14 protein-coding genes are annotated in these 16,162 nt (G+C 74.6%); all 14 read left to right on the top strand.

Annotated features, from left to right (window positions below):
* Window positions 1-82: 82 nt before the first annotated feature.
* The 14 genes from carA to K8Z61_RS05055 all read left to right on the top strand — a co-directional run bounded on the left by carA (window position 83) and on the right by K8Z61_RS05055 (window position 16,149).
* Window positions 83-1,237, top strand: a complete 1,155-nt coding sequence (carA, locus tag K8Z61_RS04990; protein WP_374227902.1) for a glutamine-hydrolyzing carbamoyl-phosphate synthase small subunit — start codon at window positions 83-85, stop codon at window positions 1,235-1,237.
* Window positions 1,237-4,638, top strand: a complete 3,402-nt coding sequence (carB, locus tag K8Z61_RS04995) for a carbamoyl-phosphate synthase large subunit (protein WP_224127088.1) — start codon at window positions 1,237-1,239, stop codon at window positions 4,636-4,638. The genes carA and carB overlap by 1 nt, the downstream gene beginning before the upstream one ends.
* The gene (locus tag K8Z61_RS05000; protein WP_224127090.1) at window positions 4,635-5,696 is read left to right on the top strand and encodes a quinone-dependent dihydroorotate dehydrogenase; all 1,062 of its coding nucleotides are present in this window, start codon (window positions 4,635-4,637) and stop codon (window positions 5,694-5,696) included. Before carB ends, K8Z61_RS05000 begins: the two co-directional genes overlap by 4 nt.
* Window positions 5,693-6,568 (top strand): hypothetical protein, encoded by an 876-nt coding sequence (locus K8Z61_RS05005; RefSeq protein ID WP_224127091.1) that lies wholly within the window; start codon window positions 5,693-5,695, stop codon window positions 6,566-6,568. Before K8Z61_RS05000 ends, K8Z61_RS05005 begins: the two co-directional genes overlap by 4 nt.
* On the top strand, window positions 6,565-7,440 hold the full coding sequence (locus K8Z61_RS05010) for a hypothetical protein (protein ID WP_224127092.1): 876 nt from the start codon (window positions 6,565-6,567) through the stop codon (window positions 7,438-7,440). Before K8Z61_RS05005 ends, K8Z61_RS05010 begins: the two co-directional genes overlap by 4 nt.
* Window positions 7,437-8,297 (top strand): orotidine-5'-phosphate decarboxylase, encoded by an 861-nt coding sequence (pyrF, locus tag K8Z61_RS05015; protein WP_224127094.1) that lies wholly within the window; start codon window positions 7,437-7,439, stop codon window positions 8,295-8,297. The genes K8Z61_RS05010 and pyrF overlap by 4 nt, the downstream gene beginning before the upstream one ends.
* Window positions 8,294-8,752 (top strand): hypothetical protein, encoded by a 459-nt coding sequence (locus K8Z61_RS05020; protein ID WP_224127096.1) that lies wholly within the window; start codon window positions 8,294-8,296, stop codon window positions 8,750-8,752. The genes pyrF and K8Z61_RS05020 overlap by 4 nt, the downstream gene beginning before the upstream one ends.
* A 169-nt stretch (window positions 8,753-8,921) precedes the next feature.
* Window positions 8,922-9,248, top strand: coding sequence for an integration host factor, actinobacterial type (gene mihF, locus K8Z61_RS05025; RefSeq protein WP_224127098.1), 327 nt, complete (start codon window positions 8,922-8,924; stop codon window positions 9,246-9,248).
* The gene (gmk, locus tag K8Z61_RS05030) at window positions 9,245-9,829 is read left to right on the top strand and encodes a guanylate kinase (protein WP_224127100.1); all 585 of its coding nucleotides are present in this window, start codon (window positions 9,245-9,247) and stop codon (window positions 9,827-9,829) included. The genes mihF and gmk overlap by 4 nt, the downstream gene beginning before the upstream one ends.
* 53 nt (window positions 9,830-9,882) lie before the next feature.
* Window positions 9,883-10,206, top strand: a complete 324-nt coding sequence (rpoZ, locus tag K8Z61_RS05035) for a DNA-directed RNA polymerase subunit omega (protein ID WP_224127102.1) — start codon at window positions 9,883-9,885, stop codon at window positions 10,204-10,206.
* The gene (gene coaBC / locus K8Z61_RS05040) at window positions 10,203-11,459 is read left to right on the top strand and encodes a bifunctional phosphopantothenoylcysteine decarboxylase/phosphopantothenate--cysteine ligase CoaBC (protein ID WP_224127104.1); all 1,257 of its coding nucleotides are present in this window, start codon (window positions 10,203-10,205) and stop codon (window positions 11,457-11,459) included. Before rpoZ ends, coaBC begins: the two co-directional genes overlap by 4 nt.
* 145 nt (window positions 11,460-11,604) lie before the next feature.
* Entirely contained in the window at window positions 11,605-12,801 is a 1,197-nt protein-coding gene (metK, locus tag K8Z61_RS05045) for a methionine adenosyltransferase (protein WP_224127106.1), read from the top strand.
* A gap of 204 nt (window positions 12,802-13,005) precedes the next feature.
* Window positions 13,006-13,938, top strand: a complete 933-nt coding sequence (locus tag K8Z61_RS05050; protein WP_224127108.1) for a hypothetical protein — start codon at window positions 13,006-13,008, stop codon at window positions 13,936-13,938.
* A gap of 159 nt (window positions 13,939-14,097) precedes the next feature.
* Complete coding sequence (locus K8Z61_RS05055) at window positions 14,098-16,149, top strand: primosomal protein N' (protein ID WP_224127110.1); 2,052 nt, start codon at window positions 14,098-14,100, stop codon at window positions 16,147-16,149.
* The last annotated feature ends 13 nt before the right edge of the window (window positions 16,150-16,162 follow it).

Here is a 16,162-nt window from a genome sequence, read left to right on the forward strand (position 1 = left end):
CGCCGCGAGGGCCCCGAGCGCTGCTAGGGTGAGCGCGCTCGACATCCTTTAACGACCCGTCCTGTGAGGCGGAGAAGGAGGTATGGGGTTGCCCTCGCATGCCCCCACACCGGCGATCCTCGTCCTGGAGGACGGTCGGGTCTTCCGCGGCGACTCCTACGGCGCCACCGGCGAGACGTTCGGCGAGGCCGTCTTCAACACCGGCATGACCGGCTACCAGGAGACGCTCACCGATCCGTCCTACCACCGGCAGATCGTCACGATGACGGCACCGCACATCGGCAACACCGGGGTGAACGACGAGGACCCGGAGTCCTCGCGCATCTGGGTCGCCGGCTACGTCGTCCGCGATCCCGCGCGCGTGCCGTCGAGCTGGCGCTCGCGTCGCAGCCTCGACGACGAGCTGCGCGCCCAGGGCGTCGTCGGCATCTCGGGCGTCGACACCCGCGCGCTGACCCGCCACCTGCGCGAGCGCGGCGCCATGCGCGCGGGCATCTCCACCGTCGAGACCGACGCCGAGGCGCTGCTGGCGAGGGTGCGGGCCTCGGGCGCGATGGCCGGCGCGGAGCTCTCCGGCGAGGTCTCCACCGACGCCGCCTACGTCGTCCCGGCCCGTCCAGGCCCCTGGGGCGAGGCGAAGCGGTTCACCGTCGTCGCCCTCGACCTCGGCATCAAGACCATGACGCCGGCCCGCATGGCCGAGCGCGGCATCGAGGTGCACGTCCTCCCCGCCACGGCGAGCATCGAGGACGTGCTCGCCGTCGAGCCCGACGGTCTCTTCTTCTCCAACGGCCCGGGCGACCCCGCCGCGACCACCGGCCAGGTCGCGCTGCTCCAGGACGCGCTGGGCCGCGGCCTGCCGTACTTCGGCATCTGCTTCGGCAACCAGCTCTTCGGCCGCGCGCTGGGCTTCGGCACCTACAAGCTCGTCTACGGCCACCGGGGCATCAACCAGCCGGTCATGGACCGCACCACCGGCAAGGTCGAGGTCACCGCGCACAACCACGGCTTCGCCGTCGACGCGCCGCTCGACCGCGACACCGAGACCCCCTACGGCGTCGCCAGCGTCAGCCACGTGTGCCTCAACGACGACGTCGTCGAGGGCCTCGAGCTGCGCGACGCCGCGGGCGCCCTGCGCGCGTTCTCCGTGCAGTACCACCCCGAGGCCGCGGCCGGCCCCCACGACGCCGCGTACCTCTTCGACCGCTTCTGCGACCTGATGGAGGGCCGGGCCTGATGCCCAAGCGCGACGACATCCGCTCCGTCCTGGTCATCGGCTCCGGGCCGATCGTCATCGGCCAGGCCTGCGAGTTCGACTACTCCGGCACCCAGGCCTGCCGCGTGCTGCGCGACGAGGGCCTGCGCGTGGTGCTGGTGAACTCCAACCCGGCCACGATCATGACCGACCCCGAGTTCGCCGACGCCACCTACGTCGAGCCGATCACGCCGGAGTTCGTCGAGAAGGTGATCGCCAAGGAGCGGCCGGACGCGCTGCTGGCCACCCTCGGCGGCCAGACCGCGCTCAACACCGCGATCGCGCTGCACGCCAACGGCGTGCTGGAGAAGTACGGCGTCGAGCTGATCGGCGCCTCCGTCGAGGCGATCGACCGCGGCGAGAACCGGCAGGTCTTCAAGACCATCGTCGAGGAGCTCGGCGGCGAGGTGGCCCGCTCGGTCATCTGCAACGCCGAGGGCGCCCCCGCGGGGGCCGACGAGCGGGCGCAGGTCGCGCTCGGCCTGCAGCGCTGCCTCGACGCCGTCGACCACCTCGGCGGCTACCCGGTCGTGGTGCGCCCCTCGTTCACGATGGGCGGCACCGGCTCGGGCATCGCCTACGACGAGGCCGACCTGCGCCGCATCGCCGGTGCCGGCCTGGCGGCCAGCCCGACCACCGAGGTGCTCCTCGAGGAGTCGATCATCGGCTGGAAGGAGTACGAGCTGGAGGTGATGCGCGACACCAAGGACAACGTCGTCATCATCTGCTCGATCGAGAACCTCGACCCGATGGGCGTCCACACCGGCGACTCCATCACCGTCGCGCCGGCGATGACCCTCACCGACCGCGAGTACCAGCACCTGCGCGACCTGGCGATCGGCATCATCCGCTCGGTCGGCGTCGACACCGGCGGCTGCAACATCCAGTACGCCGTGAACCCGCGCGACGGGCGGGTGGTCGTCATCGAGATGAATCCGCGCGTCTCCCGCTCCTCGGCGCTGGCCTCGAAGGCCACCGGCTTCCCGATCGCCAAGATCGCCGCCAAGGTCGCCATCGGCTACACGCTCGACGAGATCCCCAACGACATCACGACGCGTCCCGACGGCTCCTCGACGCCGGCGTCCTTCGAGCCGACCCTCGACTACGTGGTGGTCAAGGTGCCGCGGTTCGCGTTCGAGAAGTTCCCCGGCGCCGACCGCACGCTCACCACCCACATGAAGTCGGTGGGCGAGGCGATGGCGATCGGACGCAGCTTCACCGAGGCGCTGCAGAAGGCGCTGCGCTCGCTGGAGTCGCGCACGGCGCCGTTCGACTGGTCGCAGACCCACGTCGACCTCGACCGTGACGCCCTGCTCGCCGAGATCCGCGTCCCCCACGACGGCCGGCTGCGCAAGGTGATGGACGCGCTGCGCGCCGGCGCGAGCGCCGAGGACGTCGTGGCCGCCACCGGCATCGACCCGTGGTTCGTCGACCAGCTCGTGCTGATCGACGAGATCGCCCAGGAGCTCATCGCCGCGCCCGAGCTGACCCCGCCGCTGCTGCGGCGCGCCAAGCGCCACGGCTTCTCCGACGACCAGCTCGGCCGCATCCGGGGCACCAGCGCCGACGTCATCCGCGGCGTGCGGCACGCGCTGGGCGTCCGGCCGGTCTTCAAGACCGTCGACACCTGCGCGGCCGAGTTCGCCGCGGCGACGCCGTACCACTACTCGACCTATGACGAGGAGACCGAGGTCGCGCCGCGCGAGCGTCCGGCCGTGATCATCCTCGGCTCGGGCCCCAACCGCATCGGCCAGGGCATCGAGTTCGACTACTCCTGCGTGCACGCCTCGCTGGCCCTCTCGGCGGCCAAGGGCGGCGCGGGCTACGACACCGTGATGGTCAACTGCAACCCCGAGACCGTCTCCACCGACTACGACACCTCCGACCGGCTGTACTTCGAGCCGCTGACGCTGGAGGACGTGCTGGAGATCGTGCACGCCGAGCAGCAGGCCGGTCCGGTGGCCGGCGTGATCTGCCAGCTCGGCGGGCAGACGCCGCTGGGCCTGGCCCAGGGCCTGGCGGCCAACGGCGTCCCGATCGTCGGCACCTCGCCGGACGCGATCGACCTCGCCGAGGAGCGCGGCGCCTTCGGCCGCGTGCTCGCCGAGGCCGGTCTGGTGGCGCCCAAGCACGGCACGGCCACGACCTTCGACGAGGCCCGCGCGATCGCCGCCGAGATCGGCTACCCGGTGCTCGTCCGGCCGTCCTACGTGCTCGGCGGTCGCGGCATGGAGATCGTCTACGGCGAGGACGCGCTGCGCGCGTACCTGGAGAAGCACGTCGAGGGCGGGCTCATCTCCACCGCCGCGCCGGTGCTGGTCGACCGGTTCCTCGACGACGCGGTCGAGATCGACGTCGACGCGCTGTTCGACGGCGAGGAGCTCTTCCTCGGCGGCGTCATGGAGCACATCGAGGAGGCCGGCATCCACTCCGGCGACTCCTCGTGCGCGCTGCCGCCGATCACGCTGGGAGCGCACGAGATCGGTCGCATCCGCGAGGCCACCGAGGCGATCGCCCGCGGCGTCGGGGTGCGCGGCCTGCTGAACATCCAGTTCGCCTGGAGCTCCGACATCCTCTACGTGCTCGAGGCCAACCCGCGGGCCAGCCGCACCGTGCCGTTCGTCTCCAAGGCCACAGCGGTGCCGCTGGCCAAGGCCGCGGCTCGCGTGATGCTGGGCGAGTCGATCGCCGACCTCCGCGCGGCCGGCGTCCTGCCCGCCGTGGGCGACGGCGGCCGCCTGCCCTCCGACGCGCCGATCGCGGTCAAGGAGGCGGTGATGCCGTTCAACCGGTTCCGCACCCCCGACGGCCAGCAGGTCGACACCGTGCTCGGTCCGGAGATGAAGTCGACCGGCGAGGTCATGGGCTTCGACCGCGACTTCGGCACCGCGTTCGCCAAGTCGCAGGCCGCGGCCTTCGGTCCGCTCCCGGACTCCGGGCGGGTGTTCGTCTCGATGGCCAACCGCGACAAGCGCTCGATGATCTTCCCGGTGAAGGTCCTGGCCGACCTCGGCTTCGAGATCCTCGCCACCCAGGGCACCGCCGAGGTGCTGCGGCGCAACGGCGTGGCCTGCACGGTCGTCCGCAAGCACTTCGAGGGCACCGGGCCCGACGGCGAGCGCACCACCGTCCAGCTGATCCACGACGGCGAGATCCAGCTGATCGTCAACACGCCCTACGGCGCGGCCGGCGGCGGCGAGTCCGGGCAGGCCCGACTCGACGGCTACGAGATCCGCACCGCGGCGGTGATGGCCAACGTCCCGTGCATCACCACGGTGCAGGGGCTCGGCGCCGCCGTGCAGGGAATCGAGGCGCAGCGGCGCGGCGACATCGGCGTCCGGTCGCTGCAGGAGTGGGCGGCCACGATCGCGGAGCGCGCGTGATCTACCGGCAGCTCTTCGACCGCGTCCTGGTGCACAGCGACCCCGAGCGGGCGCACCACCAGGGCTTCGCGGCGATCCGCGCCGCGGGCCCCGCGCTGCGGGCGCTGCCGACGCCCGGCGCGCCCGTCGAGGCGCTGGGCCTGCGATTCCCCAACGCGCTCGGGCTGGCGGCCGGGTTCGACAAGAACGCCGTCGGCATCGACGCGCTCGGCGGGCTCGGCTTCGGGCACGTCGAGGTCGGCACCGTCACCGCGCTGGCCCAGCCCGGCAACCCCGCGCCGCGGCTGTTCCGGCTCACCGCCGACCGCGCGGTGGTCAACCGCATGGGCTTCAACAACGACGGCGCCGACGCCGTGGCCGCCCGGCTGGCCCGGCGCGCCGAGCGTCGGCGGCGCAGCGGGGCGGGCGGGCCGGTGCTCGGCGTCAACATCGGCAAGTCCAAGGTCGTGCCCGAGGACGACCAGGCCGCCGTCGAGGCCGACTACGAGCACTCCGCCCGCCTGCTGACCCCGTTCGCCGACTACCTGGTCGTCAACGTCTCCTCGCCCAACACCCCGGGCCTGCGCACGCTGCAGGCCGTCGAGCGGCTCGAGCCGCTGCTGGCCCACGTCCGCCGGGTCGCCGACGACGCCTCGCCCCGGCGTCGCGTGCCGCTGCTGGTCAAGATCGCGCCCGACCTGGCCGACGAGGACGTCGACGCCGTGGCCGACCTCGCGCTCGCCCAGGGGCTCGACGGCGTCATCGCCACCAACACCACGATCGGACGCGCCGGCCTGCGCAGCCCCGCCGCGCTCGTCGAGGCCGCCGGCGCGGGCGGGCTGTCGGGCGCGCCGCTGACGGCCCGCTCCGAGGAGGTGCTGCGTCGGCTGCGATCCCGGGTCGGCGACCGGCTGACCCTGATCGGCGTCGGCGGCATCGGCACCCCGGACGAGGCCGTGCGCCGGCTCGCGGCGGGCGCCGACCTGGTGCAGGCCTACACCGCGTTCATCTACGAGGGGCCGCTGTGGCCCCGTCGGGTGGCGAGCGCGCTCGCCCGGGGCGGTGCCGCGGCGGGATGAGCGTGCACGTCACCGCCGAGGTGCTGATGACCAAGCGGATCGGTGCCCACCAGCACCTGACCCTGGTCGCGCCCGGCGTGGGCGAGCTCGTCCGGCCCGGGTCGTTCCTGGCCGCCTCGATCGGTCGTCCCGGCGAGGCGACGGCCCACCTCGCCCGACGTCCGCTGTGGATCCACAAGGTGCAGCCCATGGCCGGCTACGGCGCCACCGTGCAGGTGGTCGTCGAGCCCGTCGGGCCCGGCACCCGCTGGCTGGCCGGCCTCGCGGTCGGCGATCGCCTCGACGTCACCGGCCCTCTCGGCCGTCCCTTCGCCCTGCCGCGCGAGCCCGTCGCGACGCTGCTGGTGGGGGAGGCCCACGGGGTGGCCGCGCTGCAGCTGCTCGCCGAGCGCCTGCACGAGCGCGGCTGCCCGGTCTCGCTGCTGCTCGGCGCCCCCGACGAGGCGCGCCTGCTGCCCGATCTCGAGCTGCGCCGCACGGCGCGCTCGGTGGTGGTCGTGACCGCCGACGGCTCCGTCGGTCAGCGCGGCGACGTGGCCGACCTCGTCGGCGAGACGCTGCGCCGCTCCGAGGCGCAGGTCGTCTACGCCGCCGCCGGCCTCCCCGCGCTCCACGCGGTGGCCCGGGCCGCGGAGGAGCACGGGGCCTGGAGCCAGACGGCCGTCGCGATGCCGCTGCCCTGCGCCACCGGGCTCTGCCAGGGCTGCCCGCTGCCGGTGGTGGCCGAGGACGGCGTCCAGCGGACGGTGCGGGGCTGCGTCGAGGGGCCGGTGGTGCGCGGCGACCGCGTGCGCTGGGACGACCTGCGGGCCCAGGCCGCCGCGGTCCCAGGTCCCGTGGGCAGCGCGGGCCGCGCCGGGACGCGCCCATGAGCGCGGTGCGCGTCAGCGGGCTCTCGCTCCGCTCGCCCGTGCTCGTGGCCGCCGGCTGCGGCGGACGCGAGCTGCACGCGTGGTCGCCGCTGGACGCCCTCGGCGCCGTCGTCACCCGCACGGTGACCCTCGACGCGCGCCCGGGGGCCCGGTGGCCGCGCGTGGTGGAGAGCCCGGCCGGCCTCCTGCACGCCACGGGTCGTCCGAACCCCGGCCTCGAGGGCTTCCTGGCCGGCGAGCTGCCCGAGCTCGTCCGCCTGGGCGCGCGGGTCGTCGTCTCCGTCGCGGGCGTCGCGGCGCTGCCCGGTCAGTCCGACGGCCTCGTCCCGCTCGCCCGGCGCCTCGGCGCGCTGCCCGGCGTCGCGGCGCTCGAGCTCGACCTCGCCACGCCCGAGGCCGCCCACCAGGGACTGCTGAGCGCGGAGGAGCCCCATGCGGTCGCCCTCGCCGTCGGCGCGGTGGTGCGCGAGCTGCCCCCGGGCGTCCCGCTGTGGGCCAAGCTGCCCGGCCGGCCCGGCGTCGTCGCGGCGGCCCGGGCGGCGGCCGAGGCGGGCGCGGGCGCGGTCGTCGTCGGGGGAGCGGTGCCCGCCGCGCTGCCCGACGGCCGGCCGTGCGGGCTCAGCGGCCCCGCGATCGGCGGCGTCACCCGTCGCTGGGTGCGCGAGGTGTGCGACGCGCTGCCGGCCCTCGACGTCGTCGCCTCCGGCGGCGTCGCCGGCGTCGACGACGTCCGGGCGCTGCGCGCGCTGGGCGCCGTCGCGGTGCAGGTCGGATCGGTCGCGCTGCACGACCCGGCGGCGCCGGGCCGGATCGCGGCCGAGCTGGCCGTCCGGCCGTCCCCGTCCCCCGACTCCCGAGGAGGAGCCGCATGACCGCCGTCCCGCCCGTCCCCTTCGGCGCCCGGCTCGAGGCCGCCATGGCCGCCCGTGGCCCGCTCTGCGCGGGCATCGATCCGCACGCCTCGCTGCTCGCGTCCTGGGGCCTCCCGGACGACGTCGCGGGCCTCGAGCGGTTCGCGCTGACGGCCACCGAGGCGCTCGCGCCCGCGAGCGCGGTGATCAAGCCGCAGTCGGCGTTCTTCGAGCGCTTCGGCTCCCGCGGCGTCGCCGTGCTCGAGCGGGTGGTGGACCTGGCGCGCGCCGCGGGCGCGCTGGTGCTCCTCGACGTCAAGCGCGGCGACATCGGCTCGACCTCCCAGGCCTACGCCGACGCCTACCTCGACCCCGCCAGCCCCCTCGCCGCCGACGCCGCCACCGTCAGCCCCTACCTGGGGTTCGGCTCCCTGACGCCGTTCGTGGACACGGCACGCCGCCACGGCGCCGGCCTCTTCGTCCTCGCCCTGACCTCGAACCCCGAGGGACCGGAGGTGCAGCACGCGCGCACCGGCGACGGCGGCACGGTGGCCGGACGGGTGCTCGCGCAGCTCGCCGAGCTCAACCGCGCGGAGGCGCCCGGCCTGGGGTCCTTCGGCGCCGTCGTGGGCGCCACGATCGCCCCGCCGACCCCCGACCAGGGCGTCGACCTCGACTGCGGCGGCGCCCTCCTGGCCCCCGGGTTCGGCGCCCAGGGCGGCACGATCGCCGACCTGCGCCGCGTCTTCGGCGCCGCGACCCGGCGCGTGCTCGTCAGCTCCTCCCGCGAGCTCCTCGCGCCCGGACCCGACCCTGGCGCGCTGCGGGACGCCGTCTCGCGCACCGTCGAGCAGCTCGCCGGGCTGGGGGAGGCGTGAGCCGCCGGCCGGTCGTCGCGGGCGTCCTGCTCGCCCTCGTCGGTCCGGCGCTGACGGCCTGCAGCGGTCTGCCGGGACTGGGCGGCGACGGCTACTGCGACGCGGTGCGCTCGCACCAGCGCGAGCTCGGCGAGGCGGTGGCGCGGGGCGGCCAGGCGTCCCTGCTCTCCGTGCTGCCCGCGCTCGAGGACCTGCGCTCGAAGGCCCCCGCCGACGTCGGCGACGAGTGGCAGCAGGTGGTCGGACGCCTGGAGGCCCTCGACTCGGCGCTCCGGGCGGCCGGCGTCGACCCCGCCGGCTACGACGCCGCGAAGCCGCCGACGGGTCTCACGGCCGCGCAGCGCGACGCCATCACCGCGGCCGCCACCGAGCTCGCCCGACCGGAGACGGCGGACGCCCTCGCCGCCGTGCAGCAGCAGGTGCGCGACGTGTGCCAGACCTCGCTGACCGGGTGAGCCGGGGCCGGCGCGGCACGCAGTCCCTCACGGGGTCCGCGACGGGACCCCGCGCGCTCGGGTGAGGGGCGGGCCGCCGGCCGTCTCGGAGGCGGAGGCGCGTTGCCGCCGTCCAGCACGTCTGACTAGGGTGACCCCCACCTGTCGACGACCCGAAGGACACGTCTCCGTGGCACTCCCGCCCCTCACCCCCGAACAACGTCAGGCCGCCCTCCAGAAGGCCGCCGCGAGCCGTCGGGAGCGGGCCGAGGTGAAGAACCGGCTCAAGAACTCCGGCGTGTCGGTCGTCGAGGTGCTGCGCGAGGGCCAGACCAACGAGGTCATCGGCAAGATGCGCGTCGTCGACCTCCTGCAGTCGATGCCCGGCCTGGGCAAGGTGCGGGCCCGCCAGACCATGGAGCGGCTGGGCATCGCCGAGTCGCGCAGGGTCCGCGGGCTCGGCGCCAAGCAGGTCGCCGCGCTCGAGAAGGAGTTCGGCGCCCGAGACGCCGGGTGAGCGGCCCGAGCCGGCTGGTCGTCCTGGCCGGCCCGACCGCCGTCGGCAAGGGCACGGTCGCCGCGGCCGTCCGCGCCGAGCACCCCGAGGTCTGGATCTCGGTGTCGGCGACCACCCGCGCGCCGCGTCCGGGTGAGGTCGACGGCGTGCACTACCACTTCGTCGACGACGCTGCGTTCGACCGCCTGGTCGCCGACGGGCAGATGCTGGAGTGGGCCGTCGTGCACGGCACGCACCGGTACGGCACCCCACGCGGCCCGGTCGAGGAGGCGCTGGCCGCCGGGCGTCCCGCGATGCTCGAGATCGACCTGCAGGGCGCTCGCCAGGTGCGGGCCACGATGCCCGAGGCGCTCTTCGTCTTCCTCGCCCCGCCGAGCTGGGACGAGCTCGTGCGTCGCCTCGTCGGCCGCGGCACCGAGACCGCCGAGGAGCGCGAGCGCCGCCTCGCCACGGCGCGCCTGGAGCTGGCCGCGGAGCCCGAGTTCGACACCACGATCGTCAACCACGAAGTTCGTGCCGCCGCGGCCGAGTTGGTAGCCTTGTTCGGGCTGCCGGCCGCCGACGCCACGCGTCGCGACTGACCCGGCCCGTCCGCGGGGTGTCCCGCGGTCCCATCGCCCACCTGTGAGGTCCTGTGTCTTCGCCCACCATCGCCGCCGTCGGGGTCACCAACCCCCCGATCGACGACCTGCTCTCCAAGACCGACAGCAAGTACCAGCTGGTGCTCTACGCGGCCAAGCGGGCGCGGCAGATCAACGCCTACTACTCCCAGCTGGGCGAGGGCCTGCTGGAGTACGTCGGCCCGCTGGTCGAGACCCAGGTGCAGGAGAAGCCGCTGTCGATCGCGCTGCGCGAGATCAGCCAGGACCTCCTGACCTGCGAGGAGGTCGACCCGGCCGAGCTTGCCGCCGAGGCGGCCGCAGCCGAGGCCGCGGCCACCGACTTCCTCGCCGAGTGACCTCCGGCACCGACACCGCGACGACCGCGTCCCCCTCGGGGGCGCGGTCGCGCGTCGTTCTGGGCGTCGGCGGCGGCATCGCGGCCTACAAGGCCTGTGAGGTCCTGCGGCGGCTCGCCGAGTCCGGGCACGACGTCACGGTGGTGCCGACGTCCGCGGCGCTGGAGTTCGTCGGCGCCCCGACCTGGTCGGCGCTCTCGGGCAAGCCGGTCTCGTCGAGCGTGTGGGACGCCGTCCACGAGGTGCCGCACGTCCGCATCGGGCAGGAGGCCGACCTCGTCGTCGTCGCGCCCACCACCGCCGACCTGCTGGCGAAGGCCGCCCACGGCATCGCCGACGACCTGCTCACGAACACGCTGCTGACGGCCCGCTGCCCGGTGGTCCTGGTCCCGGCGATGCACACCGAGATGTGGGAGCACCCCGCCACGGTCGCCAACGTCGCCACGCTGCGCGCCCGGGGCGTGCTCGTCGTCGAGCCGGCCGTCGGCCGGCTGACCGGGAAGGACTCCGGCAAGGGGCGTCTGCCGGAGCCGGCCGAGATCGTCGAGCTGGCCCGCGACGTCCTGGCCCGGGGCGGCGGGCCAGCCGACCTCGCCGGCCGGCACGTGCTCGTCAGCGCGGGAGGCACCCGCGAGTACCTCGACCCGGTGCGCTACCTCGGCAACCGCAGCTCCGGCCTCCAGGGATGGGCCCTGGCCCGGGCCGCCCTGGCCCGGGGCGCGCGGGTGACGGTCGTCGCGGCCAACGTCGCCCTGCCCGACCCCGCCGGCGCCGACGTCGTCCGGGTCGAGACCACCGCGCAGCTGCGCGAGGCCGTGCTGGCCGCCGCCCCGCAGGCCGACGCCGTCGTCATGGCCGCGGCGCCGGCCGACTTCCGGCCCGCCGAGGTCGCGACCGCCAAGATCAAGAAGGCCGACGACGGCTCGGCGCCCACGGTGCACCTGGTGCAGAACCCTGACGTCCTGGCCGAGCTGTCGTCGTCGCGGGTGCGCCCCGACGCGGTCGTGGTGGGCTTCGCCGCCGAGACCGGCGACGAGCGCGGCGGCGTCCTCGACCACGCGCGGGCCAAGCTGGCGCGCAAGGGCTGCGACCTGCTGGTCGTCAACGACGTCAGCGGCGGGGCGGTCTTCGGCAGCCCCGACAACGAGGCCGTCATCCTCGGCGCCGACGGCCGCAGCGTGCCCGTCGCCCGCGGGTCGAAGGCGCGGGTGGCCCATGCGATCTGGGACGAGGTCCTGCGCACCGAGCGATGAGCCATCCGGCTGGTCGTGCGGCTCCGAAGGGTGGTCGTCGGCGGCTCGACCCACCCGGGTGATGCCGCAGCCCCGATGAAGTCGAGCGCGCCACTGCGGTTAGGGTGGCTCGCAGTCCCGCCCCGTGAAGTGAGAGAGAGTTCCCGTGTCCGGTCGCCTGTTCACCTCGGAGTCCGTCACCGAGGGTCATCCCGACAAGATCGCCGACCAGATCAGCGACTCCGTCCTCGACGCCATGCTCGAGCAGGACCCCCACGCGCGGGTCGCCGTCGAGACCCTCCTCACCACCGGCCTGGTGGTCGTCGCGGGCGAGGTCAGCACGACCGGTTACGTCGACGTCAAGCAGATCGTCCGCGAGCGCATCCTCGAGATCGGCTACGACCACTCCGAGAAGGGCTTCGACGGCGCCAGCTGCGGCGTCATGGTGGCCATCGGCGGCCAGTCCGGCGACATCGCCCAGGGCGTCGACACCGGCTACGAGTCGCGGCTCGAGGAGTCCGTCGACGCGATGGACAAGCAGGGCGCCGGCGACCAGGGCCTGATGTTCGGCTACGCCTGCGACGACACCCCCGAGCTCATGCCGCTGCCGATCAAGATCGCGCAGACGCTCTCCGAGCGGCTCTCGGCGGTCCGCAAGGACGGCACGCTCGACTACCTGCGTCCCGACGGCAAGACCCAGGTGACGATCGAGTACGACGCCGACAACCGGCCGGTGCGCATCGACACCGTCGTGCTCTCCACCCAGCACGCCGAGGAGGTCGACCTCGCCACGACGCTCCAGCCCGACATCAAGAAGCACGTCATCGACCCCGTGCTCGCCACCTTCGACATCCCGTCCGAGGGCTACCGGCTGCTCGTCAACCCGACCGGGCGCTTCGTCGTCGGCGGTCCGATGGGCGACGCCGGGCTCACCGGCCGCAAGATCATCGTCGACACCTACGGCGGCATGGCCCGCCACGGCGGCGGCGCCTTCTCCGGCAAGGACCCGTCGAAGGTCGACCGCTCCGCCGCGTACGCGATGCGCTGGGTGGCCAAGAACGTGGTCGCCGCCGGCCTCGCCCGCCGCTGCGAGGCGCAGGTCGCCTACGCCATCGGCAAGGCCCAGCCGGTCGGCGTCTTCATCGAGACGTTCGGCACCGGCACCGTCCCGGACGAGCAGATCCAGCGCGCCGTGCTCCAGGTCTTCGACCTGCGTCCGGCCGCGATCATCGCCGACCTCGACCTCCTGCGTCCGATCTACGCCCGCACCGCCGCGTACGGTCACTTCGGCCGCGAGCTCCCCGAGTTCACCTGGGAGCGCACCGACCGCGCCGACGCGCTGAAGGCCGCTGTCGCGGGCTGACTCGTCGGCTTCCCACCTGGTTCGACGGTTTCCCCGGTCGACCGGGGAAACCGATGGTTGACGGGCGAAACTTCGCCCGTCAACGATCGATTTTGCCTGTCCTGACAGGTCGCGCGCCTCTCACAGGCCTGCCTCGGACCCAGGTTCCCCACAGATTCGTGATCGGCGTGTCCTGGCGGCCAGCGGGGCTTCGAGCATGGTGCTGTGAACGCCGCCATCATCGATCTGAGCCAGATCCGGACCCGCGCTGCATTGATCGACGCCGGGTTGACGGACGGACACATTCGCAAGGCCGTACAGCGAGGGAATCTCGTTCGCGTCCGCCACGGTGCCTACGTCGAGGGGGAGCTCTGGCGGAGGATCTCGTCAACCGATCAGCATCGCCTTCGTGCTAGAGCGGTCCTGCTGAATGCGGGCACCCGGGTCGTGCTGTCCCATGTCAGTGCCGCGCTGGAACACGGCGCGAGCGGCTGGGGCCTCTCCCTCGCCGATGTGCACATCACCAGGCTCGACGGCCGCACGGGGAGAAGGGAAGCCGGTGTCGCCCAGCACCGGGGCGAGCTCGGGGACGCGAGCATGACGGTCGCCGACGTCGCCGTCACCAGCCCGGCGAGATGCGTGGCCGAGCTGCTCGGACCCGGTACGGGCGAGGCATGTCTGGTGCTTGCCCACGAGCTGATCCGGCGCGGCCTGACGACTGCGGGCGCGATCGACGCCGGTCTCGCGACGACCGGTCGATGGCCTGGGGCGCTCTCGCATCCGGGCTTCCGGCGCTTGCTCGGAGAGCCATGCGAGAGCGTGGCAGAGAGTCGCTTCCTCCACCTCGTCCGTCGCGCCGGACTTCCCATGCCCGTCATCCAGATGGCCATCCACGACGAGGGCGGGCGGATGGTCGCGCGTCTCGACGCCGCCTGGCCGGACCTGGGCGTCTTCGTCGAGGTGGACGGTCGCATCAAGTACGACCTGCCCTTCGGTGATGCTGATCCCGGGCTCGTCCTCTGGCGCGAGAAGCGCCGGGAGGACGAGGTGCGGCGGATCACCGGTTGGCGCTGCCTCCGGGTGACCTGGGCTGACCTCGAGCGCCCCGAACGGTTGATCGGCCTCCTACGCTCGCTGCTGGGCTCCCGCGCCGCCTAGGCGGGGAGCCGTGGCCGCGACATCGTGAAGGGGTCATGACGGGCAAAGTTGATCGATGTCAGGCGAAATGTTGCCTGTCATCGATCGGTTTCCCCGGTCGACCGGGGAAACCGACGGTGCCCGACCCACCTGTCACCCCACCCTGGTAGACATCCGGCCGTGACGTCGGACGCCGGAGGCTCGCAGCCCGAGCTGCCGGGCATGGTGCGGCGCACGGTGGCGGAGTCCCAGGCCAGGGCCCGGGCGACGCGCGAGCGCAAGGCGGCCGAGGCGCAGGCGACCGAGGTCGACCCGATCGCGCGCGTGCTGGTCGACGTCGGCCCGGCCCACCTCGACAAGGTCTTCGACTACACGGTCCCGGTCGCGCTGGCCGACGCGGCCCGGCCCGGCGTCCGGGTGAAGGTGCGGTTCGCCGGCAAGGAGGCCGACGGGTACCTGCTGGAGCGGGTGGCCGAGAGCGACCACCCGGGCAGGCTGCAGCCGCTGCGACGGGTGGTCGGCACCGAGGCGGTGCTGACGCCCGAGATCGCGGCGCTGTCGGAGGCGATCGCCGAGCGGTACGCCGGCACCCGCACCGACGTCCTGCGGCTGGCGGTCCCGCCGCGCCACGCGAGCGTCGAGAAGGAGCCACCCGGCGAGCCGGCGACGGCGGTGGGCGATCTGCCGCGGGCCGAGGGCGCCTGGGGCGACCACGCGCACGGACCTGCCTTCGTCCGCGGGCTGGCTGCCGGACGACGTCCGCGGGCGGTCTGGAACCCGCCCCCGGGCGCGGACTGGCCGACGCTGCTCGCGGAGGCGGCGCTGCTGGCGCCGGGAGGCGTCGTGCTGTGCGTGCCCGACCACCGCGACGTGGCCCGGGTCAGCGCCGCGCTGACCCGGCTCGGCGCGGGCGACGCGCACGTCACCCTCACCGCCGACGCGGGCCCGGCGCGCCGCTACCGCGCGTTCCTCCAGGTGCTGCGAGGTGAGCGGCGGATCGTCGTCGGCACGCGGTCGGCGGCTTTCGCGCCGGTGCCCGATCTCGCGCTCGCCGTGGTCTGGGACGACGGCGACGACCTGCATGCCGAGCCGCGGGCGCCCTATCCCCACACCCGCGAGGTGCTGCTCGAGCGCGCGCAGGAGCAGGGAGCCGCCGTCCTCGTCGGCGGGTTCGCCCGCAGCGTCGAGGCCGACTGGCTGGTGCGCACCGGCTGGGCGCACGACCTGCTGCCCACCCGCGAGGCGGTGCGTGCCGCACTGCGCGTCGACGTCACCGGCGCCACCGACCGCCAGCTCGAGCGCGACCCCTTCACGCACGCCAGCCGCATGCCTCGCCAGGTCTACGACGCGGTGCGCGAGGGCCTCGCCGACGGGCCCGTCCTGGTCCTGACGCCCCGCCGCGGGTACGCCGTCCACCTGGCCTGCGAGCGCTGTCGGACGCCGGCCCGATGCGGGGTCTGCACCGGCCCGCTCGCCCAGGCCCACGCGCTGAGCCGCATCGCGTGCCGCTGGTGCGACGCGCCCGCCGGGGCGCCCGACGCGTCCGGCTGGACCTGCCCGGAGTGCGGGCACCACGGGCTGCGGGCTCCGGTGGTGGGGGAGGAGCGCACCGCCGAGGAGCTCGGGCGCACGTTCCCGGGCGTCCCGGTGCGCACCTCCGGCGGCGGCACGGTGGTGCCCGAGGTCCCGGCCCGACCGGCGATCGTGGTCTCCACCCCGGGCGCGGAGCCGGTGGCCGTCGGCGGCTACGCGGCGGTCGTGCTGCTCGACACCTGGCTGTGGCTGGGCCGGCCGGAGCTGCGCGGCGACGAGGAGGCGGTCCGACGCTGGGCGCAGGCCCTCGGCCTGGTGCGCCCGGGCGGTCGCGGGCTGGTCGTCGGCGACCCGGCCCATCCGGCCGTCCAGTCCCTCGTCCGATGGGACCCCGCCGGGTTCGCGCGCCGCGAGGCCGAGGAGCGGCTCGCGGCGCACCTGCCGCCCGCGTCGCGCCTCGCCACCCTCACCGGCTCCCTCGACGCCCTCGACGACGCCCTCGTGCTGCTCGACGCGCCGCCGGGCGCCGAGGTGCTCGGCCCCGTGCCGATGGACGACGAGGTGGCGCGGGTCGTCGTGCGCGTGCCCCGCGCCCACGGGGTGGCGCTCGGACGCGCGCTCGGGCTGCTGCAGCGGGCGCGCGCCGCCCGGCGTCTGACCCCGGTGCGGATCCAGGTCGACCCGCCGTCCCTAGACTGACCCCTCGAGCGCC

The sequence above is a fragment of the Nocardioides sp. TRM66260-LWL genome, from assembly GCF_020075545.1.
Taxonomy (GTDB): Bacteria; Actinomycetota; Actinomycetes; order Propionibacteriales; family Nocardioidaceae; genus Nocardioides.